This window comes from uncultured Limosilactobacillus sp. (genome assembly GCF_934202705.1).
GTDB lineage: Bacteria > Bacillota > Bacilli > Lactobacillales > Lactobacillaceae > Limosilactobacillus.
The window spans coordinates 41,708-66,373 of record NZ_CAKPYE010000003.1 but is presented as its reverse complement, the minus strand read 5'-3'; the positions used below and the strand labels follow the sequence as shown (position 1 = coordinate 66,373).

At 43.9% G+C, this 24,666-nt stretch carries 21 protein-coding genes, 1 tRNA gene, 1 riboswitch and 1 other annotated feature; of the genes, 18 read left to right on the top strand and 4 right to left on the bottom strand.

What is annotated here, in order from left to right:
- Nucleotides 1-792, top strand: coding sequence for an alpha/beta hydrolase (locus Q0C76_RS02630; RefSeq protein ID WP_295729373.1), 792 nt, complete (start codon nt 1-3; stop codon nt 790-792).
- Between the two features lie 50 nt (nt 793-842).
- Here Q0C76_RS02630 and Q0C76_RS02625 read toward each other — a convergent pair whose 3' ends face one another.
- Complete coding sequence (locus tag Q0C76_RS02625; protein ID WP_295729372.1) at nt 843-1,397, bottom strand: folate family ECF transporter S component; 555 nt, start codon at nt 1,395-1,397, stop codon at nt 843-845.
- A 56-nt stretch (nt 1,398-1,453) separates the two neighbouring features.
- Nucleotides 1,454-1,547: riboswitch (THF riboswitch) on the bottom strand.
- 112 nt (nt 1,548-1,659) lie between these two features.
- Between Q0C76_RS02625 and yaaA the strand changes: the two genes are divergently transcribed.
- The 6 genes from yaaA to Q0C76_RS02595 all read left to right on the top strand — a co-directional run bounded on the left by yaaA (nt 1,660) and on the right by Q0C76_RS02595 (nt 5,808).
- Nucleotides 1,660-2,406 (top strand): peroxide stress protein YaaA, encoded by a 747-nt coding sequence (yaaA, locus tag Q0C76_RS02620; protein ID WP_295729371.1) that lies wholly within the window; start codon nt 1,660-1,662, stop codon nt 2,404-2,406.
- A 64-nt stretch (nt 2,407-2,470) separates the two neighbouring features.
- The gene (locus Q0C76_RS02615; RefSeq protein ID WP_295729368.1) at nt 2,471-3,061 is read left to right on the top strand and encodes a DUF4767 domain-containing protein; all 591 of its coding nucleotides are present in this window, start codon (nt 2,471-2,473) and stop codon (nt 3,059-3,061) included.
- A gap of 97 nt (nt 3,062-3,158) precedes the next feature.
- A complete protein-coding gene (locus Q0C76_RS02610; RefSeq protein WP_295729366.1) occupies nt 3,159-3,827 on the top strand; it encodes a type 1 glutamine amidotransferase in 669 nt (222 codons plus the stop codon).
- A 94-nt stretch (nt 3,828-3,921) separates the two neighbouring features.
- Nucleotides 3,922-4,590, top strand: coding sequence for an L-serine ammonia-lyase, iron-sulfur-dependent subunit beta (sdaAB, locus tag Q0C76_RS02605; protein WP_295729364.1), 669 nt, complete (start codon nt 3,922-3,924; stop codon nt 4,588-4,590).
- Nucleotides 4,591-4,600: 10 nt separating this feature from the next.
- Nucleotides 4,601-5,482, top strand: coding sequence for an L-serine ammonia-lyase, iron-sulfur-dependent, subunit alpha (sdaAA, locus tag Q0C76_RS02600; protein ID WP_295729362.1), 882 nt, complete (start codon nt 4,601-4,603; stop codon nt 5,480-5,482).
- 2 nt (nt 5,483-5,484) lie between these two features.
- Complete coding sequence (locus Q0C76_RS02595) at nt 5,485-5,808, top strand: metal-sulfur cluster assembly factor (RefSeq protein ID WP_295729360.1); 324 nt, start codon at nt 5,485-5,487, stop codon at nt 5,806-5,808.
- 27 nt (nt 5,809-5,835) lie between these two features.
- Here Q0C76_RS02595 and Q0C76_RS02590 read toward each other — a convergent pair whose 3' ends face one another.
- On the bottom strand, nt 5,836-7,164 hold the full coding sequence (locus Q0C76_RS02590) for a M20/M25/M40 family metallo-hydrolase (RefSeq protein ID WP_295729358.1): 1,329 nt from the start codon (nt 7,162-7,164) through the stop codon (nt 5,836-5,838).
- A 342-nt stretch (nt 7,165-7,506) separates the two neighbouring features.
- Nucleotides 7,507-7,845 carry a HesB/YadR/YfhF family protein gene (locus Q0C76_RS02585; protein ID WP_295729356.1) on the bottom strand — a complete coding sequence of 113 codons (339 nt, stop codon included), beginning with the start codon at nt 7,843-7,845 and terminating at the stop codon, nt 7,507-7,509.
- A 119-nt stretch (nt 7,846-7,964) separates the two neighbouring features.
- Here Q0C76_RS02585 and Q0C76_RS02580 point away from each other — a divergent pair, with 119 nt between their 5' ends.
- From Q0C76_RS02580 to Q0C76_RS02560, 5 genes are all read left to right on the top strand, one after another.
- Nucleotides 7,965-8,825, top strand: a complete 861-nt coding sequence (locus tag Q0C76_RS02580) for an alpha/beta hydrolase (protein ID WP_295729354.1) — start codon at nt 7,965-7,967, stop codon at nt 8,823-8,825.
- Nucleotides 8,826-8,967: 142 nt separating this feature from the next.
- Nucleotides 8,968-10,137, top strand: coding sequence for an MFS transporter (locus tag Q0C76_RS02575; protein ID WP_295729352.1), 1,170 nt, complete (start codon nt 8,968-8,970; stop codon nt 10,135-10,137).
- A gap of 78 nt (nt 10,138-10,215) precedes the next feature.
- Nucleotides 10,216-10,749: a nucleoside 2-deoxyribosyltransferase gene (locus Q0C76_RS02570; protein WP_295729349.1), complete on the top strand. Its 534-nt coding sequence runs from the start codon at nt 10,216-10,218 to the stop codon at nt 10,747-10,749.
- A 53-nt stretch (nt 10,750-10,802) separates the two neighbouring features.
- Nucleotides 10,803-11,050: a binding site (T-box leader), on the top strand.
- A 62-nt stretch (nt 11,051-11,112) separates the two neighbouring features.
- The gene (gene asnA, locus Q0C76_RS02565; protein ID WP_295729347.1) at nt 11,113-12,126 is read left to right on the top strand and encodes an aspartate--ammonia ligase; all 1,014 of its coding nucleotides are present in this window, start codon (nt 11,113-11,115) and stop codon (nt 12,124-12,126) included.
- 208 nt (nt 12,127-12,334) lie between these two features.
- On the top strand, nt 12,335-13,675 hold the full coding sequence (locus Q0C76_RS02560; RefSeq protein WP_295729344.1) for a glutamate--cysteine ligase: 1,341 nt from the start codon (nt 12,335-12,337) through the stop codon (nt 13,673-13,675).
- Between the two features lie 40 nt (nt 13,676-13,715).
- On the opposite strand, the gene Q0C76_RS02555 is transcribed toward Q0C76_RS02560, so the two are convergent.
- Nucleotides 13,716-14,450, bottom strand: coding sequence for a gamma-glutamyl-gamma-aminobutyrate hydrolase family protein (locus tag Q0C76_RS02555; RefSeq protein ID WP_295729341.1), 735 nt, complete (start codon nt 14,448-14,450; stop codon nt 13,716-13,718).
- A 118-nt stretch (nt 14,451-14,568) separates the two neighbouring features.
- On the opposite strand from Q0C76_RS02555, the gene Q0C76_RS02550 reads away from it, so the two are divergent.
- The 6 genes from Q0C76_RS02550 (at nt 14,569) to Q0C76_RS02525 (ending at nt 24,305) form a co-directional block, all read left to right on the top strand.
- A complete protein-coding gene (locus Q0C76_RS02550) occupies nt 14,569-15,171 on the top strand; it encodes a phosphatase PAP2 family protein (protein WP_295729338.1) in 603 nt (200 codons plus the stop codon).
- A 4-nt stretch (nt 15,172-15,175) separates the two neighbouring features.
- Entirely contained in the window at nt 15,176-15,685 is a 510-nt protein-coding gene (locus tag Q0C76_RS02545; RefSeq protein ID WP_295729337.1) for a hypothetical protein, read from the top strand.
- A 16-nt stretch (nt 15,686-15,701) separates the two neighbouring features.
- The gene (locus Q0C76_RS02540; RefSeq protein ID WP_295729334.1) at nt 15,702-16,955 is read left to right on the top strand and encodes a D-alanyl-D-alanine carboxypeptidase family protein; all 1,254 of its coding nucleotides are present in this window, start codon (nt 15,702-15,704) and stop codon (nt 16,953-16,955) included.
- 91 nt (nt 16,956-17,046) lie between these two features.
- Entirely contained in the window at nt 17,047-18,180 is a 1,134-nt protein-coding gene (locus Q0C76_RS02535; RefSeq protein ID WP_295729332.1) for an Rpn family recombination-promoting nuclease/putative transposase, read from the top strand.
- A 96-nt stretch (nt 18,181-18,276) separates the two neighbouring features.
- Nucleotides 18,277-18,350 (top strand) — tRNA-Thr (locus Q0C76_RS02530).
- A 192-nt stretch (nt 18,351-18,542) separates the two neighbouring features.
- Nucleotides 18,543-24,305 carry a YSIRK-type signal peptide-containing protein gene (locus Q0C76_RS02525; RefSeq protein ID WP_295729330.1) on the top strand — a complete coding sequence of 1,921 codons (5,763 nt, stop codon included), beginning with the start codon at nt 18,543-18,545 and terminating at the stop codon, nt 24,303-24,305.
- Nucleotides 24,306-24,666: the final 361 nt, after the last annotated feature.

Sequence of the window (24,666 nt, the reverse complement as noted above, 5' to 3'; positions counted from 1 at the left end):
ATGAAAAATTGGTCATTAATGTGGCTAGTGGCTGCAATGGTAGTTGTGGTTAGTAGCGGTTTGGCATTAGCAAAACAACGCTCAACCCAGCAGTGGGTTCATTCCACGACGCCCACCATCTTTATTCATGGATACGGGAGCAGTTACCATGCTGAAGAATCAATGGTTAAAGCGGCCAAGCAAGCTGGAGTAACCAAGACCGTTGCCCGAGCGACGGTTGCCAAAGATGGCCAGGTAACAATTTCTGGTGATCGACTGGCCGGTAAGCGGAACCCAATTGTGGAAGTTAATTTAGTCAATAATAAACAAACCGATATGGCAGAAGGAGCTAAATATATCCGTAATGTGATTCTGGCTTTACAAAAGCGTGATCAGCTGACTAAGTATAACTTTGTTGCCCACTCAATGGGGAATATGGACGCATTTAGTTATTTGAATGATTATGGTTCACAATCCGGAATGCCAAAATTGCAAAAACAAGTGGTCATTGCTGGTGGTGGCCTTTCCGGCTGGACGCGTGATCGGTCCAACGTGGAAAAGATGCGCCAACACATGGATAACCTCAAGCAGGTTTATCCACACGCCCACGTTTTAGTAATTGCCGGCAACACCGGACATGGCTCTGATGGTCGGGTTCCTAACGCCGCGACCCGTTCAATTCGGGCAATGTTGGGAGAGCGACCGGCTTCCTTCCGGATCCAAATGTTCAATGGAAAGCAGTACAACCATAGCAGCCTCCATGAAAATCAGCGGATCTTTAAATTAATTAATAACTTTCTTTGGCAGAAGTAATAAAAAAGCTTGAAATCGAGTTGTCAACCACTCAATTTCAAGCTTTTCATTTATTTCGAGAATTTATTCAGACGCGTTCGACTGAAGGCGCGGAGGACCACCAAGATAATCAAACTTTGAATGGGCCATGAAATGATCTCCTTGGGCAGACGGATTGCTAGCAGCGCAGTAAAAGTCCGTCCAGTTGAATTAGCATTTAAACTCATGATGTAGATCCAAAGGGTCGTAAAAATAACGTTGGTAATGAGGATTTGGCAAAATTCGTAGATCAATACCCGTTGCCAGGTCAACTGCTGATTGTAAAGGAACATGCCGGCAATGACACCTGAGATAAAGGCAGAAAGCGTAAAGCCGGGGAAAAACAAATTTCCGGTGTTCAAGACGGTATTACTGATGATGTCAGTAACGATCATGACCATTCCGCCCATCCATGGGCCAAGACAGTAACCAACCAGTGCGGTAGCGATAAAACCCAGACCGATCTTGAGCACGGCGGGGTCACCAATTGAAATTTTACCTAAGATGACTTCAAGGGCCGTTAACATAGCAGCAAGGGTTAAATAACGTGTGGTCCATCGAGGACCTGAAAATGATAGAATTGACATAGTCAATCATCCTCCCTGATTTTTAATTTGTTAGGGAACACATTGACGATTAGTCGAGTGGTGAATGCGGAACTTCAAGGCAGCTTGCGCCTTCTTCCACCGTTCACATTCCGTTCCGGTGGACAGTAACCCAGAAGTTCCTACCCCAACACCCGTAATATAGCTTATATGCAAACATTATGCAATGGTTTTTTAATATAATTAATTATTTCACAAATTTTTAAAATTAATTATTCGTTTATTGTTCGGAAATAGGAGAAAAATGCAAATTATTATTTCACCTGCCCGTCGAATGCAAACTGATTTAGATGCATTTCCGGTGGCAGCATTACCACAGTATTTAAAGGCAACGGCCCAAATTCTTAATTACTTAAGACAACTTTCGTATCAGGAAATTCATCGGTTATGGTGGAACTGCAGTGAGCGACTGGCACGACCAAATTATGAATGGGTTCACCAAATGAACCTGCGGGATCGTTTGACGCCGGCAATCATCGCCTTTACGGGATTGCAATATCAGTATATGGCCCCGGATGTCTTCTCTGATGAAGAACTTAAATATGTGCAACACCACCTCAAGATTATGTCAGGATTTTATGGAATGCTTCGCCCGTTTGATGGGATTGTTCAATACCGTCTTGGGATGGGTGATCGGGCGCATGTCAACGGCACCCAAAACCTGTACCAGTTTTGGGGCGACCGGTTAGCAAACGATTTGTATCAGAATGATCGCTTAGTCCTGAACTTGGCTTCACAGGAATACAGCAAGGCGATTCAGCCTTACGCCGATGAAAATCGACAATTTATCACATGTCGGTTTGTGGAAATCATTGATGGTCGACCCAAACAAAAAGCTACGTTAGCAAAAATGGCCCGTGGTAATATGGTCCGATTTTTAGCTCGTCAACAGGCAACAACCTTAGAACAGGTTAAGCAGTTTAATCTGGGCTACCGCTATTGCGAGAAATGGTCGAATGCGACGGTCTTAACGTTTTTAAAGGCTAAATAACCCTTGGCAAATTATATAAAATCGTTAATAATAGACACAGAAAATTGAAGAGGAGTTTGAATAAATGAAAAGAATTGGTGTCGGTTTATCAATTTTGGGGATGGTAATTTTGCTAGTGGGCTGTGGTCAGCAAAGTTCACCGACGAATCATCGGAATCCGGCGACGGAAAGCAGCTCATCGGAACCAGCTACGGGGGCCTCAACGAGCAATCAAACTACTGACGAAAAACAACAGAGTAACCGTCAAGCTGATGCATTATGGAATGGGACAAAGGATCGGCAATTAGAAGCCTTTATTAGCTCGTGGGCCCCAACAATGCACCAATCCTATCAAAAGTATGATGGGAGCAATCAACTGCATGTGTCGGTTGGCGGTAACTACCCGAATGATCTCAAACGCGAAATTACCCCAGATGGTGGCTCAATTGGGTGGGCACCATCCGGCAAGGGACCATATGACTACAACGTGGTCGCAATTTACAATTATGATGGAACTGAACCGCCACTGCCTAACCGGATTACTTATTTCTTTGCTTTTCACCACGGCAAACCGGTGGCCTTAGTTGACCAAAGTCGTGATGGCGATCCCCGTTGTCATCCAACAGCGAATGTTGATGTTTCCAGTAATTTTACCAGAATTGCTGACAGTCATTAACTATTTACAATTACTGAATTTGTAGTAAAATAACGTCAATCTTAGGTCTGTGCAGGCGAAACCTAACTCAACTTTGCCGTTGCTGGAAAGGATAATTATGCGAATTAATGTACTGCAGCACACCCCGAATGAAGGTCCTGGATCAATTAAAGAGTGGTCACACGCCCGTGACCATGAGTTATACATTTATCATCCGGCCCAGTTTCATAAGTTGCCAACGGCAGCGGAAACTGATTTGCTCGTAATTTTGGGTGGCCCGATGAGCCCTAACGATAATGACGATTGGATTCATCAAGAACGGGCTTTGATTCGTGAACTGCATGGTCAGCGTAAGCCAATTTTCGGAGCGTGTTTTGGCGCCCAACAAATTGCCAAGGCATTCGGTGGTAAAGTGGGTGCTGCTCCGCACAAAGAAGTAGGTTGGGCGCCGGTCTACCGACAAACGGATGTAATTAAAGATATTCCGGATAAGTTAACGGCGCTGCATTGGCACCAGGAAATGTTTTCCATCCCGAATGGTGCCCAGCTGTTGTTCTCGAGTGATTTAGTCAAAAATCAGGGCTTTGTGCTCGATAACATGGTGGGACTGCAGTTTCACTTTGAACCATTAGCGGATAACGTTCGAGAGATTGTAGTTAATGATGGTGAATATGCACTTGACCATAATGATTTGCATCAGACCCCGGCAGAGATTATTGCTCATGGGGTGCCGGCCCAAAATCAACAAGTGATGTTCCGGATTCTTGACTATTTGGTAACTCAATAAATAAATGGATCATGATTATTTAAAATCATGGTCCATTTTTGTTCGTAAACGCTTTATAATTAAAGTATTAAATCATTGAAGGAGTAATCAAATCATGAGCGGCAACTACCGGAGCGTATTTGACATTATTGGACCGATTATGGTCGGGCCCTCTAGTTCGCATACTGCTGGCGCGGTGGCCATTGGTAAAGCCGCCCGCTCAATTTTTCAAGAAGTACCCAAGAAAGTCACGGTTCATTATTATGAATCATTCGCCCAGACCCACCGTGGACATGGGACTGATTTTGCCCTAGCGGCTGGGATTATGGGATTTCCGCCTGATGATGCTCGGGTGCCACTGGCGCCCGAGTTAGCGAAACAAGCAGGCATTGATATCCGCTTCGTGGAAGAGGATGGACCGAGCCCGATTCACCATCCGAATACAGCAATTTTGGACCTGTCCGATGGTGGAAAACATAATACTCAGGTGGGCGGTTGTTCCGTTGGTGGTGGCGCAATTGAAATTCGGTCGATTCAGGTGCAAGGGGTTGAAATTCATCCAACGGGACCATTACCGATTGTGTTGTACCTTGATCGGGATAAGAACCGGCGACTCGTTAATCTGTTAGCGAAGATGTTGGACCAAAGTGCTAAATTGAAAAAACAACAAACCAAATTAGTGCACGATGGTAATTTATACGAATTCGATATGCTGAAATATTTGAAACCGCAACAAATCGCTGAACTGAAGGAAAAGTTTAAGGGAATCGTTTGTCTAAAATAGGGGAACTACGATGTTTGATAGTATTAAAGAAATCGTTCAAGCCGCGAACGATCGTGATAAGCCGCTCGCTGACTTAATTATCGAAGCGGAAGTTGAAAGTTCTGGGGTTCCACGTGAAGAAGTGTGGGCCAAAATGAAGCACAATTTAGACACCATGCGTCAGGCCGTTACCAAAGGTGAGACTGGCGACGGTGTTCACTCGCCAACCGGGTTAACTGGCGGTGAGGCCGTTAAAATTCGTGAATATCGTAAGCACCACCAATCACTGGCGGGGGACACGATGATGGGGGCGGTGCAAGCCGCGATGGCCACGAGCGAAGTCAATGCCTCGCTCGGGGTAATTTGTGCAACCCCAACGGCCGGTTCAGCAGGGACGCTTCCTGGGGTGATTGAAGCACTGCAGGAGCGACTGAATCTAGATGAAAATGCATTGATCCGGTTCTTATTTACCGCTGGTGGCTTAGGCTTAATCATTGCTAACCATGCCGGAATTGCCGGGGCCACTGGTGGTTGCCAAGCTGAAGTTGGTAGTGCCTCAGCGATGGGGGCAGCTGCAGCGGTGGAAGCGGCTGGCGGAACTCCGCAGCAAAGTGCGGAGGCCCTTTCAATTGCCATTAGTAACCTCCTGGGTCTGGTGTGTGATCCAATTGCGGGCCTCGTCGAAATTCCTTGTGTCAAACGGAATGCGATTGGAACCGCGAACGCCTTAGTAGCTGCGGACCTCGCATTAGCCGGTTGTATTAGTAAAATTCCGGCAGATGAATGTATCATGGCCTTGGATAAGGTTGGCAAGCAGTTACCAGCTTCCTTACGGGAAACGGGGATTGGCGGCTTGGCCGGGACACCGACTGGACAAGCAATCAAGGCGAAAATTTTTGGTAAGGATGCATAGCGATGACGACAACAAGAACGCCAGAAATTATTAAAAATGATATTATTGCTGAATTAGCGACGGTGGTTGATCCGGAGCTAGGCATGGATATTGTGAATATGGGATTTGTTGAAAGGATTGATCTTGATGCCAACGGGATTTGTTTAGTCGAATTAACCTTGGAAATTTTGGGATGCCCGTTGACTGGTGTCCTAGCCAAACGGATAAAAGAAGCTGTTATGCGTGTTTCCGAAGTTACAAACGTGGATGTTGAATTTATCACTTCACCACGCTGGACCAGAGACCGGATGACTGACTATGCTAAATTAACGTTGGGAGTATTTTAAAAGGGATAGGCAATGTGCCCATCCCTTTTAAAGTTGCTGTAAAACTTGGTCAAGCAGTGTTACCGCTTGGACAGCATCGCTTAACTTGACGTTTTCGTTTGCACCGTGGGCCCGTGAATTGGCATTACCGATCCCAAAGCCCAGAACTGGCAGTTTTAATAGCCGACCGAACGCATATGCTGGGCCAGCCCCGGCGCTATTTAAAACATATTCAACGCCATTGTTACCATAAACTTGCTTGGCAGTTTTATTAACGAGTTGGACAAATGGGTGCTTAATATCACTCCGAAAGCCTGGTTGACCAACGAGGTATTTAACTTTGACATCAGGAAAGCCATTCTTCACTAATTGCTGACGAACCAACTTGGGGATTCGTGTTGGTTCTTGACTAGGGGCAAGCCGAAAGTCTAGTTTTGCCGTGGCTAAACGCGGGAGGACGGTTTTAACGCCCGCTTCTTGATAACCGGCAGTCAGCCCTTCGATATTGATGGTGGGTTCATTAGCTAGGGCTTGTTTAGGAGTCTTAGTTAACAATGGGCAACTTAAGCCCTCGGCTTGAGCGGTTTTAGCCGCGTTAAAATTAAGTTTTTCCACGAAAGATGATTCTTTGGGGGTCAGCGCTGTGACATCATCATAGATGCCGGCGATTTTGATTTCCCCGGTCGAGTCATCGCGTAGGCTAGCTAACGCTTTCGTGAGGCGCCACGGTGCTGATTCGGCGTAAGCGGCTTTGGAAGAGTGCAGGTCGGCATTTGCGGTGGTGACAGTAAGCTCGACGCAGGCAATGCCCTTCAGACCACCAGTAATTGCGAGCTGGCCTGCGGCATTTTTCGCGCCACCTTCCCAAATGACGGCGTCCGCTTGGAGCTCTTTTTGGTGTGCGGTAGTGTACTTAATGACGTGACTGCTACCGATTTCTTCTTCACCTTCAACGTAGAATTTAATGTTCACTGGTAGACCGCCGTGTTCTTGATAATACTTTAGCAGGGTTAAACGAAAAATTAGTTCACCTTTGTCATCAGCCACCCCGCGGGCAAATAGTGTACCATCGTGAACGGTTGGCTCAAATGGATCAGTATCCCATTGGTCTAGTGGTTCTGCTGGTTGCGTATCGTAGTGGTTATAGAAAAGCACTGTCTGATCGTGCTTGCCTTGAAAATTCGCGAAGACCACGGGATTACCGCCCTGGTCAGTCCACTTTTCAACCTGGTCAGCCCCTAGTTGCTGAAATTGTTGAACCAACCAGTCACTGGTAGCATGAATGCCAATATTTTGGGCTGCAATGGTTTTAAAACGTAAGAGGTCGCTAAAGTCCTGCCAATGGTTTAAGAGATATTCTTTTAATGATTCTGTCATTGTCAATTCCTCCTTCAAATAAAAAAATCCCGCAAACTGCAAATTGCAATTTGCGGGACGTTTAGTTAACACGTGTTACCACCCGAATTTAAGATTACTTCACAGTAACCTCCTTACTGAGTGCCCAAATTGGAGACTCGGCCGCGTTAACGGGCGGACCCGGAGCTGACTAATAGTTCGCCAGTTCACGATTACCAGACCATCTTCGTTAAGGCTGATAGGCCGCTTTTCATCAACCGCAGCTCGCTGGGCAATCAGACCATCAATTACTCTTCTGGAAAAATTTAGGATTTAAATTGTGACCATAATATTAGAAAATAATGAGAAAGTCAACCGTAAATTTTACATTAAGTATTTTTCATAATTGATGGAGGCCCCAGCGACGGTATCTGGACCACCCTGAAATTTAAAGGTCAGACCATCTGTGGCTGAATAATCGATGTGAGTTTCGAGATTCGAAAAGAACCAATCGTCATCAAAATTGACGTGGTAGTTAATCCCATCTTTTTTAATTTCATAAATGGGCCGATCAGGATGGTTATCTTTGGCAAATCCCTGCTTGGGACCGTGTTCGGCAGGGATTTTATCAGAAGCGGCAAAAAACTTAACGCCATCACCTGACTGAAGGTTTAACTCTTGAATTAACCATTGGCTAGCGGCATCAGAGATTTTAATAATCACGAAAATTCTCCTTCCATAATTAAAACGAATGGTTCAAGATACTTAATGAGTATTTCACAATTAAGAGTCGATTTGGTTATAATATTAGCATATGAAAAGTAAGAAAAGTGGGTGATTATATGGTAAAAACGAAGAAGTTTTCACTTATCCTGGCAGTGATGGCAGTCATCGTGGTCGCCTTGCTGGGGGTTCAGGCGCACCAACGACATGCGCAAGCAGCTAAATACGTGGATAATCGGACTGCCACGTTTTTCTTCCATGGTTGGGGAAGTAGCTATCGAGCTGAACGTCAAATGGCGAACGCAGCTAAGTCGGCTGGCGCGACGAATACCATTATTCGGGCCAACGTTGATCGACGGGGAAAGACGACAATTCAAGGGAAAATCACGAAAAAGTCGCGAAACCCCATTGTGGAAGTTAACTTTGCTGATAACAAGAATGATAATTACCGGCGTGATGGTGAGTTTGCTGAATCAGCAATCAAGGCGGTTCAAAAGCGCTTTGGCATTACTAAAATGAACCTGGTTGGTCACTCGATGGGAAATTTAGCGATCATGTTTTATCTGCTTCAGAATGCGGATAACCAGAATCTACCAACTTTGGAACATCATGTGGCGATCGCTGGTCACTTTGATGGCGGACTGGGCTTTGGTTATGACAAGAAGACGACGTTAAATCGTGAAGGCAAACCGTCCATCATGGAAAAGAATTACAAAGCGTTGTTGCCACTACGACAGACTTATCCAACCACTTCACGTGTCTTAAACATTGCCGGAGATCTTGATGATGGTTCGAAGTCAGACAGCCAGATTCCTTTGAACTCAGCGTTCTCTTTAAGATACTTAGTAGCTAACCGGGCGCGCTCTTATCAAGAAAAGACGATTCATGGCCGAATGGCTCAACATAGTAAACTTCATGAAAATAAGCAAGTTGACAAGCTGTTGATCAATTTCTTATGGGGAAAAGGCCAAAATCAATAGAACTTCATTTAATCCTGAATTTTCTCAAGCGGAAAGTTCGGGATTTGCTTTTCATTAACCTCGTTTTCCCGTACAATGGATTGAGTGATTCTAAAATGAAAGGACGTCAGGGGCGTTTAGTTCGCCAGACGAAGGTGAAAAAATGTCGAAGTATCGGATGCAAGCCATTTTATTTGTTTTCGTGGCTTTTATGCTGGGCTGTAATGAGTATATGATCGTGGGGGTGCTCCCCGATATTGCCAGTGAGTATCATAGTTCATTGTCTTCGCTTGGCTATTTAGTAACGATGTTTGCGATCATTTATGCAATCTTTACGCCAATCATTACTTCGGTGGCCAATCGTTGGCAGCGTCATCATGTTTTATTAACACTAATGGTGATCTTTTTTATCGGAAATACGTGGACGGCGATGGCAACGAATTACGCTTCGTTACTACTCTCCCGAATGTTGACCGCGACAGTAGCTGGTGCGATTATCTCGATTGTGTTGGTGCTGGCCAGTTACGTTGCACCACGCGAAAAGCGGGCTAGCTTGGTTTCTTGGGTATTTGCTGGGTTCAGTATTGCTTCTGTCATTGGGGTACCATTGGGAACGGTAATTAGCCAACGGCTTTCTTGGCATGATAGCTTTTGGATGATTACTGGCTTGACCGTGGTGGTTTTTGCCCTGCTAGTGTGGTTGGTACCACATAATACGCCGCAAGTGATCGGACACTTGGGCGATCAATTTTCCTTATTCCGTGATCGGCGGGTTCTGGTTGGTTCCCTATTTGTGATTACGGTCTGTGCTTCCGACTATACTTTCTACACCTATATTCGACCAATCATTACGAACCTGATGGGCTTTGATGATACCTGGCTCAACTGGTTGCTGTTCATGATGGGCATCTTCTTTATTGTTGGTAATAAGTTTGGTGGCTATTTAGCTGATAATGGTGGGGTTCATCGGCTACCATGGGTCTATATTGTAATGACGATTTTATTAGTGGGGCTAGCGCCAGCCTTTCATTTCAAGTGGCTAGCAATTGCAATTGTAGCGATTCTTTGTGTCACCTTTGCTAGTTATGGAGCTTCTACCCAGCTGATGTTTTTGGATATTGCTGAGAAGAAGTATCCACAGTCATTAGACTTGGCGTCATCATTAAATTCGATTTTTGCCAATATTGGGATTTCATTAGGTTCCTTGGCGGCGGCGGAAACGGTCCGCTTCTCCTCATTGGGGAATGTTGGTAATGTCGGCGCCATTTTTGGGTTGCTGGCGATCTTATTGATTACGTTTGTCAGTCGTCACTATCAAGGAATGCGACATTAATGATGAGTCGACCATGGTGGTCGGCTTTTCTTGTATGCTAAAATAGTGATTCAGACATAAGAATTGGAGGCATCATACATGAAAACAACAGTGACGCTAGCGGGTAAGCAGTACATTGATGTGACTGAGAATCAGGAAATTGCGCCGGTTAGGGCTTATATTCAATGCTCATGGTTTAGTCCCGAAGAAATTAAATTTATGGAAACGGGTTTGACGGCCCTCGGTCAAAATCCAACGGTCTCGTTAAAGTATAGTCACCATCCGTTGAGTCATCAGTTTAACGATATTAATGTCAACGAACATCCAGAAGTGATGGATGACCTGACCTGGCAACAAAACACCTATCAAATGGATATGCACGCCATGTATGGCAACGACATGGGAATCGGCTTCTTTATGCCAAGCAAGCCAGACGTAGGGCAAGCTTATGAGCAAGGTGTCCTTTACGCTTTACATAAGCCCAATGTCGTTGTGGTGCCAGACGATGAGATGACGATTCCATTAAACCTGATGGTGGGGTGTGGGAACACGCAGATTATTAAGATGAGCGAAGTTACCGCGTTTAATTTTCATGATGTGGTATTTAAACCATATCGCGGAAAAGTTTTTTAAAAAGATCTTGCATTTTCAAAAAAAGGGTTTATAGTATTATCTAACAAGTTAATTAAAAAACGATTAGAAAGACGAGTAAGTATTCACATTCGTTTAGTGAGTTGAGGATAGTGGAAACTCAGCCGACCCTGGAATATTGAAAAACCCTTTCCAAGTTGCTAACCCAAATGGTCTTCAAAGTAGGCTTAGTCGTTCCCAGCACGTTACCGCTGGTTGAGTATGTTCGTACTCAAATTGAGTGGTCTAGTGTTAGACTAGATAACTTGGGTGGCACCGCGGAAAAAAGCCTTTCGTCCCATGATTGCAGGGACGGAAGGCTTTTTATTTGCGCCCCGATCAAGCAATATGAAGGAGTGCATTCAAATGACAGAGTTAATTATCCCGAAAGATTATGATCCCCGACTTTCAATTCGTGAAACCGAAGCAGCAATCCGCTACATTCGGGAAACGTTTCAAGATGAGTTTGGTAAGGAACTGAACTTACAACGGATGTCCGCACCGATGTTTGTTGAACAGAGCACCGGGCTCAACGATAACTTGAATGGAGTCGAAAAGCCGGTTTCCTTTACCATGAAGGCATTACCAGATGAAACGATTGAAGTAGTCCACTCGCTTGCTAAGTGGAAACGACTGGCATTAAAGCGGTATGGTTTTGGAATGCATGAGGGCCTGTATACCAACATGAACGCCATTCGTAAAGATGAAGACTTGGATAACTTCCATTCCATTTATGTTGACCAATGGGATTGGGAAAAGGTGATTGCCAAGGAGGAACGGACTGAAGCAACTCTGAAGGCCACTGTTAAAAAGATCTTTAAGGTGATTAAACATATGGAACACGAAGTTTGGTACAAGTTCCCACAAGCGGTGTACCATTTGCCAGACGAAATTCACTTTGTAACCACCCAGGAGCTGGAAGACCGTTGGCCAGACCTTACACCAATGGAACGGGAAGACAAGATTGCTAAAGAATTAGGCTGTGTCTTCGTCATGAAAATTGGTGACAAACTGAAACGTTCAGGAAAGCCTCATGATGGTCGGGCTCCTGATTATGATGATTGGTCGTTGAACGGTGATATTATTTTCTGGTATGAACCATTACAACGAAAATTAGAAATTTCAAGCATGGGAATTCGGGTCAGTCCAGAATCAATGAAGTACCAACTAGAACAGGCGGGCGCCACTGATCGGGAAAAACTGCCGTTCCACCAAATGCTTTTGAATGGTGAGCTACCTTACACCATCGGTGGTGGAATTGGTCAATCCCGGTTATGTATGCTGTTGTTGGGGAAGGCTCACGTCGGTGAAGTCCAAGCAAGTATTTGGCCAGCAGACATGCGTGAACAATGCGCAACCGCGGATATCCAACTTTTGTAAAAAGATGGTTGGGTGGCGGGACAGAATTTTTGAAGAATAATAATTAACGATTAATGCTAATGAAAACTATACCAATCCTACTTCACAGTGAGTTAGCATGATCAAACCAGAGAAGACTGAGCAGATTGCTCGGCCTTTTTTTAATTGCTAAACCATAAAATTAGAGTATAATTATAAAAATTAAAAAATCTAATAAAGTGGTGATGATATGTTTAGCAAGGTTGGTAAATTGATTTTTCAAAATGAAGCCGTTGCCCAGACTGCAGACTTTACAATGGGCATTGAGATTGAAATGGATCGGATTGATAGTCAAGGAAATCTTAGTCAGGAGCCATACCCTGCTAGTATTGGGGATGAGAAGACCAATCCGTGGATGACGAATGACTTCTTGGAGGTCATGTCGGAAACGGTGACGCCAGCAGCTGATTATGCCTTGGAAGCGATGCACTATCTATATACCCTTAATACGACTTTACGGAATGCCTTAGCACCCGGTGAATTACTCTGGCCACTATCCATGCCGCCACGTTTGCCCAAGGATAAGTCCAAACTAGTGTTGGCAAAGATGGGGCCGAAAAAAGAAGCCTATCTTCATGAATGGGCCAAACGGCATGGCTACTCACAAGGGACACCATGCGGAGTGCATATTAACCTAAGTATTAAACAGCATATTGTTGACTTGGTGCGGAACCAGCTTTCTGAGCAATTTCCGGATGAACGTTCAGCGAAGAATTATCTTTATACCATCGTAGCTCAAGGTTTCGTTCGTTATCGCTGGTTATTAACGTATTTATTTGGTGCTAGTCCGATTGCGGAAGCTAATTATCTAGAACCGAACCAGAAAGTTAATCACCCAATGCGGAGTATGCGGCAAAGTTCATATGGTTTTGGAACCAAATTTCGGGGCGACTTCACAGACCTCGATCACTATGTAGCCCGCATCGAAGAAGGGGTTAAAGACGGCATTCTGACTTCTGATTATGAATTTCACGGTCCCGTTCGTTTCAAGGGCAATCCCGAATTAAAAAAGCTCCATCAAGAAGGGATTAAGTACGTTGAATTACGGATGCTGGACTTAGATCCAACCACAGCAGTTGGAGTTAAGACAGTGACGTTGCGGTTTATCCGTTTGCTAGCAAGTTACTTTATCATGCACCCAGCAATGCCAACGGGCGAAGTGGATGCGGTTTTAAAACAAGCAGATGAGCGGAACCGATTGGTGGCTGAAGAAGATCCACGGGGGAAAACCAAGTTTCAAGAGATGGCGTTAGCGATGGTTAAACGGTTAGCGCAATACGCCAACCAAATCCAATTGGGACCGGAATATACGGAAATGCTGGATGAACTGGAAGATCGTATTCTTAATCCGTTAATGACGCCGAGTGGTCAGTTAATGAACTATGCCCATGATGGCTCGCTGACGGAATACGCTTTGCAACGAGCTAAGCGGTACCAAGCAGCTGCCCTGGAAAGCTTGCATCCCTTTCACGGTTTTGAGGATGGCAAGATTTATTCAACCAAAGAATTAAAGGCAGCACTAGATGCATAATAAAAAGCTGGTGGTTCAAGAGTGTGGAACTACCAGCTTTTTATTGTTGTTCAGCAACTTTGGTGGCCCGAGCAACTAAATCATGGAAAATATGCTGAGCGACTGGATCATGTTTATACATGTTTTCAGGATGCCATTGAACCGCCAAAATCTGGTCACTGTTGACGGACTCAACGGCTTCGATGACCTGGTCATCAGCCATAGCGGTCACCTTTAATGATGGAGCCACAGTATGGAGACTTTGGTGGTGACGAGAGTTAACGTATGGTCGTTCGCCAGCCAACGTTCGGATGCGACTGTCAGAAACTGTGGTAACGTGATGAGTGGGTAAATTACCAGGCGCCTTTTGTGAATGCAGGAGTTTGGCGTGCGGATTCTCCGCTACGTCTTGATAAACGGTTCCGCCCAAACCGATATTAATGAGTTGCATGCCTCGACAAATTCCCATGATGGCTTTGCCAGCTTTGACCGTCTCCTTTAATAGTTGCAATTCGGAAAGGTCGCGCTTCCGGTAGGTCATTCCTAGTCCAGGGTGGGGTTCTTCGCCATAAAAGGTGGGGTCGATATCCTCGCCACCGGCAAAAATAATCCCGTCAAATTGGTTCACGTAATATTTTGCCAGTTTCGGCGGCACGCTCGGGATAATGATGGGTAAGGCGTGTGATTTAATTAGTGCTTCAATAATCGGGCGTGGTGCAAATGAGGCATCACGTTCGTTAATGATGTTAGTTGCCTCAGTTAATGTATCAGCAGAAATTGCAATTCGTGGAATCATTCACCTCATCCTCTCATCTAAATTTAATAATAATAAAATACCATAAAAGCAACGACTTTGTATAGAATCAATACTCAAATTCCTAAAACTTTGGTACACTTAGGAGGTTACAGTAAAGGTGGTGGCAAGTATTCAACCCCAATTCAATTTAACGTGGCTCACGTTTTTCATAATCACTGCAACTGGGTTTGGCATTCTGTGTTGGCTGGTTCAATCTAGTCCCCGCTTCAATTTAGTGGAACAACAAATTCAAGAACGCTTAATTCACCAACAGAATCACTGGTGGTGGCGGAGCATTGCGGTTGTTTTTGATCCGAAAACAATCGTTGGGTGGGATTTCTTGCTGGCTGCTTATTTACTTGTCCATGGTCGTGTGGAACGTGCAGTTTATGTCCTTGCAATGTTAGCGACCGTTGATGCTTTTGGCATCTTAATTAAACATATGATCAAGCGTCAGCGACCCATCACGTTTAACCAACTCACTCAAACGTATAGTTTTCCGAGCGGCCATACCCTAGGCACTACGATGATGGCCTTGATGATGAGCCAGTTATTTTCCCAGCCGGTGATGATTAGTTTAGTCTGGATCGCTTGGGGGCTGGTGATTATTTGCCGGTTAACCTTGCGGGCTCACTACCCGGCGGATGTTGGCGGAGCTGTTTTACTAGCGGTTAGTTGGTGGATTGGCGGCGATTTAATTTATCTTTTAATAATGAGGTGAAAACATGGATGCAAGATTAATCCAATTCCATATTAGTCCACAAGTTAAACCAGCGACTGATGATAAAAACTCAACCACACCGCAAAATGGTTTTAATTTAGAATTTGTGGCTAAAAATAAGTATATTTCTGAGGATATGCGTGGTGTTCCCCAATTTCGACGGGAATTACGCCACAAAATGCAACATATTGTTGACCAATTTAATGAATATTATCAATGGAATATTGATAAAACAGCGGAGATGGAAGGAAATGTTGAAAACTTTGGGGCGCTGGAAAACCTTAACGATTCGGCGAAGTATCTCGTTAGTTTATTGAAAAACGATTTTCTAGTTCCCAACGAGTTAGAATTAACGGCGATTCACTTGGTTGGCGACTTTAATGTCTATTACCCGGGAAATAATACTGAATTAAAAAAGAACGCGACCAAAATTCGTGAACAATCCATTCAACAATTTCGGACTCATCAACAACCGCAACCGATGCCTGGCCCAATGATGATGAACCCGCGTTAATAAGAGGAGGATAACTTTGAAGAAGCACTTAAAACAGCTGGTTAGATTAGGCTTAGCAGTGTTAATGATCGTGAGCTGCCTGACGGAAGCGTTAACGATGACCGGAAGTGCAGACCAAACTAAGTTAGCAGCCAAAGCAGCGATTACGATGGATGCGCAGACTGGTCAAATTCTTTATCAACAAAATGCCAATCAGAAGCTCGCAGTGGCCTCTTGTACCAAAATCCTGACACTTGCAGTGATCGAGCAGGACATTGCGCAGGGAAAACTAAGCTGGAACCAGAAAATTAAAATTAGTAAAAAGGTGGCCAAAACGTCCACTGATTGGCACTTCTCCAACGTGGAATTGAAGGCTGGTCATAGTTACACGGTCAAATCATTATGCGAATCAATGATGATTGTGTCCGCGGATGGCAGTGCTGAGGCGTTAGCGCTTGCTTCCGCGGGGAGTACGGCAGCATTTAATAAGAAAATGCAGGCAGTTGCCCACAAGGCCGGGGTTAACGATGCCAATATTTATAATATGATTGGGCTTTCCAATGGCGAACTGGGTTCCAACGGTTTGAAGGGTGTACCAAAAAAAGCAGAAAATGCCTTTTCTGCGAAGGACATGGCGCTCATTAGTCGTTATCTGGTTAATCATTATCCGGATGCGCTCAACATTACCAAAGCCACCAATGTTGAATTTAAAGTTGATGCTAAGCAGAGCTATAAGATGCAGAACATTAATGGAATGTTACCGAATAATGGTAATGCACCCAAGAATGGAACAATGGATGGCTTGAAAACAGGATCCACTGATAAAGCCGGCAATTGTTTTGTGGGAACGGGGATTTTTGATAATCGACGGCTGATTACGGTCGTGTTAGGAACTGATATTCACGACTACAGTAAACAATTTAAAGAAACTAATAAGATGTTAGAGGCCGTTCAGGCAGCTTACCAACCGGAAGCAGTCAAACAGCTAAGTGCTTTTAAGGGATTGCCAAACCAGGTGCGAGTTACCCATGGTAAACGCTCAAAGGTACCAGTGAGTCTTTCATCGGGACTGGCATTGTGGCTGCCCAAGAACAGTAATGTGAAGAATCTCCATGGAGAACTAAGCTTAATTCCGGTTAAGCGGACCATTGGTCGACACAAATTACGGGCACCGCTGAAAAAGGGAGAGACAGTTGGTACCGTTAAGACCACGCCAATTCAAAACTTACCAAGCTTAAACTTGCCAGTTGTTAGTCAGCAGAATGTGGGTAAAAAATCTTTAATGCATTAAAAATTAATGGGAACCAAAGTGATTGGTTCCCATTTTTACGTATTTAGATAATAGGCAGGCAATTATCTGCACTAATAATTTGGAGGACGAAATGGTAAAAGATGCAAAACAGAGGCAATATGCATTGCTTCAAAAGAAATGGGAATCACTTGGAATTGCTAGTGACATAATGTTTGGGATGGTGATGGAGAAGCGAGAGTTATGTTTGGAATTAATTCGACGAGCGGTACCGCAGCTGAATGTGCAAGAAATTAAATTTCACCAGCACCAGTACACAGTAGACGGGCCAATTGATGCCCGTGGTTCAAGATTTGATGTCTATGCCCAGGATGATCAGGGCCATATTTTTGTGATTGAAATGCAGGTCGCCAATCGTCATAATTTACCATATCGATTACGTTACTATCAAAGTCAATTGGATTTTGATATTTTAGGACCAGGCGAAGGCTTTGAAAAACTGGCAACTTGTCCAACTTACGTGATTATTTTCTGTGATTTTGATTATTATGGCAAAGGGCGCGTTCAATACGAATTTGAAAATCGGGATTATCAAGATCATGATTTAACGGCTGGCGATGGTTTGCATGAAATCATTTTCAATGCCAAAGCATCAACGATTCATGATAATATGAAGATAAAAAGTTTCCTACAATTGATGGAAAATCAAGTTGATTCACAAGATCAATTTGTAACGCAAATCATGGAAACAATGAAGCAAATTAAGGCAAACCCCGAAAGGAGACGGAACTTCATGACATATGAAATGAATCTAATGGATGCTCGCTCGGCGGGACGTAAAAGAGGTTTAGCAGAAGGTCGCGAAGAAGGCTTAGCAGAAGGTCGCGAGGAGGGTTTAGCAGAAGGTCGTAAAGAAGGCTTAGCAGAAGGTCATAAAGAAGGACTCACAGAAGGTCATAAGCAAGGTTTAGCAGAGGGTCGTAAAAAAGGACTCATAGAAGGTCATGAGCAAGGCTTGGTCGAAGGTCGTAAAAAGGGCTTGGTCGAAGGACATGAACAAGGGCTTACGGAAGGGCATAAACAAGGACTCGCGGAAGGACATAAGCAAGGTTTAGCAGAGGGTCGTAAAAAAGCCTTAGCCGAATCGATTCCTAAAGTAGCTAAATTATTACAAAAGTACGAACCAGACCGGCCGCAAGCTGTTAAAGAGTTGATGACCCAGTTTAATTTGACACAGCAAGAAGCCGAAAAATATTTCAATAACTAAATCAAACGTCCTGGATAATTAACAAAGCGTCCAGGACGTTTTGTTATTAGTCGGGAATCCTTGATGCATAGCTATTAAATCAGTTATACTAGCATTGCCATCTTAGCTCAGCTAGGTAGAGCACATCCATGGTAAGGATGAGGTCGTCGGTTCGAACCCGATAGATGGCTTATGATTATGATGCTGGAATAGATTTCCATTGAATTAAAAACTGGTTATCAGATTAAAAATCTGATGGCCAGTTTATTTGTTATGCAATACTTTTCTTATTATTAAGATTATTTATCAATTACTAGAGAAAGTAGTACACTTAACCTGTATGACTATAATTGAAATTATTATCCATGATAGGGAGGATTGGAATGCTTTCTAAAAATAATTGGCAAGCTCAATTGCAAAAGCATGAGGCCAAGAAGCAACGCTTTGCGTTGCGGAAGCTAACCGTAGGGGTCGCTTCTGTACTCATTGGGTTTACTTTGATGGGCTTGGGAACAGCTGTCCACGCCGATACTGCAGTGCCAAGTCAAACTGAAACTGACAAGACAACTGAAGTATCGACACCGGTGACCAAAGTTGTTACTGACCATCAGTCAGCAATTGCCAAAGAAAATAACAATCAGCAAACCAGTGGTACCGCAAGTAGCCAGCAAATGAAAGCACCAGTTGCGGTAAAGCCACAGGCTGATGATAGTAGTGCATCTAATCAGCAGAATGCAACTAATGCTACTAACTCAACCATTGTTAGTATGGGCAGCCAGTTAAAACCTTATGGACAAACTGAACCAGATCTCAATGGGACAAGTGATATCCGATTTGGGAATGGTGCCGGTCAAACATCGACCACCAAGATTGCTTATCGCTTACAGACGAATAGTGGTATGTCAAGCACCTATAAATATGGCAACGTCTGGGGATGGCCTGGCAAGGGTGAATTTATGCTTTATGCGCCAACTGGTTTTGAATTTAATACAAGCCAAACCGGTTGGCTGAGTATTCTTCATGGTGATCAACGCGAGGCTGTTAGCGCTGACCAGTACAAGTATCAGCTGGGTACCGTTAATGGCAAGGAGGCCATTTTAGTAACTCTGGATTTTATCCCTTATTACGGGGACGGGGTGACTGTGCTTGCTGACTTGAAATTACAGGCTAATGCCAAGGCAGGTACTTATACCGCTGGTGGTGATCTTATTCGCTTAATCGACAATAATGATGGTAGTTTTAAGAGTGGCCCGACACAAAATGTCACATTTACTAGTGATGGTACTTCAACTACTTATAGCGAACTGACTGCTAATTCTGCAGTAACATCTAAGAATAATCAATACGTTGTTGGTGACCCAGTCAACACAACACCAGGTAACTGGACCGGGACTATTAATTCAGATAAAACCAATATTACCCAAACGGTAAATTATAAAACTGGTGATACGGCAGATATTAGCTACCGCCTTTCCAGTTGGAACAGCGCGCCACAAATAAATAACAAGGGTGTCGGCAAAACTGAGTACCTGGTAGTTATTCCGCGGGGCTTTACAACAGATAAACTGAACATTATTAATGGTGTTACGATTAATGGCCAAGGGCCAACCGCCCAAAACCTCGGCATGGTTGGCCCTAATGGTGAACAAGTTTTCTTAGTTAAAGTTCCATACACGCCTGGATATAGTTTAGAGACTAATTGTCTATTAGTTAATGCTAAGTTAACGGTTCGAGATAATGTCAGCGGGGTATTTACGGAAACAGTTAATGATTTGTTACATCCGATCAATAACGGTAATTTTGCAACAGGAGCGGTTAGCAGTAATATTGGTGGTGGAACATCTACAATTACTATTGGCGGTCAGACTTACCAAATTATCAAGAGCACTGCTTCATCCGAAAACAACAGCATTACCTATGTGGTAAACCCGAAGAACACCACGCCAGCCAACTGGTCCGGGACGATTTGGACCAACGATAATTCTTCATGGAGCCACGATAACACGACCTTGAGCCCAGCAAAAAACTACGGAACGGGCAGTAGCCAAACCAAGACGGCCACGATTAGCTACCGGCTGTCGAGCTATGGTAGTGGACCGCAGCTTAATGACCGAGGAATTGGGCCAACCCAGTACTTAGTGATGATTCCGTACGGTTTCAAGACGGATGGTCTGACTTTTGCAAACGGGATTAGTGGAAAGGACGCCACCTATGAAGATCTCGGCATGGTTGGCCCTCATGGTGAACAAGTCTTCCTGGTTTCGGTACCGTACACGCCTGGCTATAGTTCGGATAATAGTGATTCTTACTCATTGCGGGTCAATGCTAAGTTAACGGCCCAGGGCGGCATCAATGGTGTTTACACATTCTCAGCGAATGATCTGCTCCACCCAATCGCTAACGGTAACTTTTCGACCAAGGTGATTAACGATAACGGGATCACTGGTGGTGAGGCGACGATTACTCTGGGGGGTAAGACCTACACAATCGTTAAGAGTACCGCCTTTAACAACAGTATTTCTTACCTAATGGGAGATGCCCAATTAGCGGTTAACTTTAATGGTTCCGTTGACTGGAAACCGGCGACTGAGATGTACGGTAAGAAGCCGGGCGACGTCTCTAGCGCGACTATCACTTACAACATTAAGAGTAACAGCAAGCAAGCTACTGGCGGCCAAGACGGCTTCAATGGTGAAAGCAAGTATCTGATTTATATTCCGGCCGGTTTTGAAGTTAATGGCACGCCAACGGCTACTGGCAGCTATGGACGGACTGGCGATGTCACCTTCAAGAACCTCGGCTTTGTTGGCGGTCCTGACGAACAACAAGTTTGGGAAGTCACGGCGCCGACCCGGCCGAGTGACAGTAACCCACTCCAAATCAAAACTAACCTGGTCCTAACCACACATACAACTAAGGATGAAAACGGTGCTGCTCAGCCGTATGGTGGCTACTACAGCACGAGCACTGGTGCCCTTCTTAAGGCAGTTAATGCGACGGTTGACGGGGAAAAGCAATTCTCTGACCAGACAACTACCGTGACGCTAGGCGAGGGTGCCAATAAGACTGAATATCAAGTTGTAGCAGCTGACGGCAGCGATGATTCTTACGGCTACACGATTGACATTGGGACGACTCTACTGAATAAGGGCGGCTATGTCGTCAGCGGCACGAAGGGCATTGCGGTCAATACACCAGTGGCCAGCAATGTGGCTGGTTATGAACAACTAACGATTGAAGGGATGACTTTCAACCCTGGTGCCATTGCTGAGGATGGCAACTATGTTGATGTTCACTGGGGTGTCTTGTACAACGACAATGGGACTGTCAAACGCAAGCTCTATGATAAAGTTCTCTCGTCCACGGTTGGGGTGATCCTGTCGAATGATGGACAGAGAACAGTCATTGGTCACGTCTACAACATGGGTGATTTTTACCGACTGGTCTTTAATAAAAAAGCGCAGGAAGAAAACTCTGACGGCAAGCTGATTGCTAATAGCTTCGAACTCAACTGGGCAACGACGCCTCAATATGCGGGTGGCTTTACAACAAACAATGATGGTCACACTGCAACAGTGAATAACGGCCCATTTGTTTACACGTATACTGATGACCAAAGCAAGGATGGGACGATTGATAAGAACTTCATTCCTAAGAATGATGTTTTAATTGGTTCAACTGCTGACCAGAGTAATTCACAGCAGTTAACCAGTGGGATTAAACTCCAGCAGGAATACGTCTACCAAGGTTCTACTTATAAGAATAATAAAACCCAGAGTACTTCAACAACAGGACCAACCCGGACTTGGTATGGTAATTCTGGTAGCTGGACGTGTTCGAAGTTGTGGCAAAATGTTACTACTTACATGCCAGACTTAAAAGAAACCAGCAAGTCATTTGATCTGGTTTTGCAGTTACCGGCTAATCCAAATAACGAATTTACTATTAGCGCAAAGTCAGGCGATGAGGTAGCCAAGGAACTCTACAATATTATTGCAAAGAGTCAGGAGCGGAAATTATCGAACGAGTTAACTGATAACCAAGCCAATTACTTGGTTGCCACCACTAAGAAGGGCGGCATTCAAGACAATGCTCAAGAAAGCGACGTTTCGGTAATTCGTGAACAGGACAAGAATGACCCGAACACGTACATCTACCACATTAAATTTGCTAAACAGTATGATATTGAAGGCGGAATTTCACTGGTAACCGTCACGGCTAACACCGATAAACTTGGTGATATTGAATTGCCACACGGGGTTTCTTCCTATGATCAAGATATGGCAGCTCGGATTCAAAAGGGTAATTACTACGGGGCCAATGTTGGTAACGCAAAATTGCAAAAGGCCTTAGAGGATCTTCCTGAGGTATTGGTTAAAACTACAGATATTCACGGTACAACTACGACTTATAACGCATTTTGGACGACTTTCATTTCACATACTGCTGAAAAGGCGCCAGACAACGCAATGACCGTTACTAAGGCTCAATCGTATAACTTCGCCGGCGGGAAGAGTATCTGGATTTGGAGTGGTGATAACCAGTTAAATGATGTTTTGACTAATAGTAATTCCTTTAAGAAATTGACTCGGGCCATGCGAGTTGGCGGATTGAATAAGGATAATGGTATTAAGAAGGATGATGGTACGGTTTCCAAGCCGGTTACTTTAAAGGACGTGCAGTCCTATACCTGGTTAGGTGGTAACTTTACTGATGACACAACGCCGGGTTGGTCTAAGCAGTCTGGTAACATGAAGATCACCTTTACAGATGGCTCTTCAGCTGTTTTTGAGTTGGACGTTTTGATTGTCGCCAAACCAGTTGTACTACCGCTATATGTACCAGTGGGCTACATGCCAACTGATGGAGACGGCGATTTGTTGTTTGCCGATTATGGTGCAGGCGCAGGACATCCAGGCCGCTATAAGCTGAAAGAAGTTAATGGCAAACAAACTGTTGTTGGCGATGGCGGATTCAAATGGATTCAACAGCCCTATACCGCAATTAGCGGTCCCAATTATGGATTGGCAGAACTAGCCTTTCAGATTGCTGACTACAAATTCCAAAAACAAAATGGTAAGCCAGTCTGGACGGAGATTAAACACCCGAAGCTTAGTGACCAGGCACTTTATCAATTATCACATTATCCGATTAGTGTTAATAACATGGAAATTGCCCCAGCGAGTGCAGGTGACTTCATGCCAGGAGTTTTACATGGTACGAAAGCAACTGTAACCTATGATCGATCAAAGGATGGCCAGGTTAATAAATTGACAGTTTATAGTAATCAAAATGGCCACCGACTAGCTGATTATCGACTTAATCAAGAAGGCCATTTTGTCTCCGAAACAAATCATCAATTATTAGCGGTTAATAATCAACCATTGAAGATCAGCACAAATGACCAAATGATTTCACCAGCCCGACTACAAGCGATTATTAATACATCACTTTTGGATCAATATGGATTAAACTTAGCAGTACTGAATACTAATTTACAATTAGGTGACCATACTGCTACAGGTAACGCAACCGTTCAGTTAGCTGATGACTTTGGCAATCGGTTAAAGATAGCTTTACCAGTAATGGCTCCAGTACAATTAGTAGCTAATAGCCAACCATCAACTGATCTGTCAGACGATCATCAACCAACCCATGATCTGGGTGGCAGTCACAGAACTGAAACTGATCAGCCAACAGTTAAACCGACGAGCCCAGATGGGCCAACTGCTGATCATCCTGAAACTGATCTTCCGGATCAACTTTCAACTGATGCTGTGAGGCCGGGTCAATCTACAATTAATCACCATGATAGTTCTAATAATGGACTGACGGCTGATCAAGTAAAAAAACCGATTAATAATTCTTCACAATTCTCTAGAAAAGAGTCAGCAACTGGAAATACAATAGTAATTGAGGAGCCAATTAGCCAATCAATGGATAAAGCTAACTTTGTGACGGGAGTTGGGACTATAGATGATCTCCATGATGACGAATTAACCGCTCATTATCGTGTATCAAAGGTAAAGCAATTACCACAAACGGGTAATCAACGGCAAAATATGACAAGATTAATGGTGTTAATGATTAGCTTATCAGCGATTTTATTGGCAGTGGGAATTACTGACAAAAGACATCAACGTTAATTAATATCTCGTAATTATTAAAGGTCCATTACAAATTTTGCATTACTTTTTTATATGAATGAAAAAACATATTTATTAGAAGAAAAAAGTTCGATTATTTGTCTCAATAACCGAACTAATTGATTGATTTTGTATATTAACTTCGTAAGAGCTAACAAATACTTTTTGTAAGTAAATTTAATCAATCGAAAAAATACGGTAGACCAATTATAAAAAATATTTCAAAACAAGCAGTAAATACTGATATTAACACTAATTAAACGATAAAAGTAATGTGAACCAATCAAAGGATAATTAATGGATTTACAAATGAGTTTGGTTACAAATTGATTAATATGGCATGGATTTTCTGAATTCTCTG